Origin of the sequence: Bradyrhizobium sp. 33ap4 (assembly GCF_032654765.1) — a bacterium.
GTDB classification, from domain to species: domain Bacteria; phylum Pseudomonadota; class Alphaproteobacteria; order Rhizobiales; family Xanthobacteraceae; genus Bradyrhizobium; species Bradyrhizobium australafricanum.
This window is the reverse complement of the sequence record NZ_JAUMTJ010000300.1, coordinates 1-509: the sequence shown is the minus strand read 5'-3', so window position 1 is coordinate 509 and position 509 is coordinate 1. Positions and strand designations below refer to the sequence as shown.

1 protein-coding gene is annotated in these 509 nt (G+C 47.0%); it reads right to left on the bottom strand.

The window, feature by feature from the left end:
- Positions 1–102: 102 nt before the first annotated feature.
- Positions 103–509: reverse transcriptase domain-containing protein (locus Q2M23_RS43925; protein ID WP_316399584.1), on the bottom strand; the 407-nt coding region annotated here is incomplete at its 5' end.

The window sequence follows — 509 nt, the reverse complement described above, 5'->3', positions numbered from 1 at the left end:
GGGCATCGTTTCTCATTACTGCGGAGTTCCTCCTTACTTTTCCATTATCTTTCCTTCTTGCTCCTTTAGATAATTTGGGCCATTCGTAAGCCACACCCCCAATTACTTATATTTCTCGACACCCCCGATATCAGCACCCTGTATATAGAGAGGCATCTCTAGCCTCGCATTGTACGTCATAACTCCAGATTTTTCGCGACTAAACTTTAACCCCGAGGCTTCTCCTCCTTTCCCACATATTTCCATCATGTCCCGTAGCTCCTCCCTTGTGTCTACCATTATTACTATGTCGTCCGCATATATCAATGCAGGAATCTTCTGCATTCGTCGGTGTCCGTCCACCCTGCAGCTGAGGTCAAAACCCAGTCCGCTCTCTTCAAGCTCTCGCTCTATACCACTAAGGTAGATCATGAACAATATTGGAGACAGTGGGCAGCCCTGTCTGAGTCCTCTCCCAACCTTAACATGCTTTCCCTCCCAGCACACTTCTATAGGGTTGTCCATATATA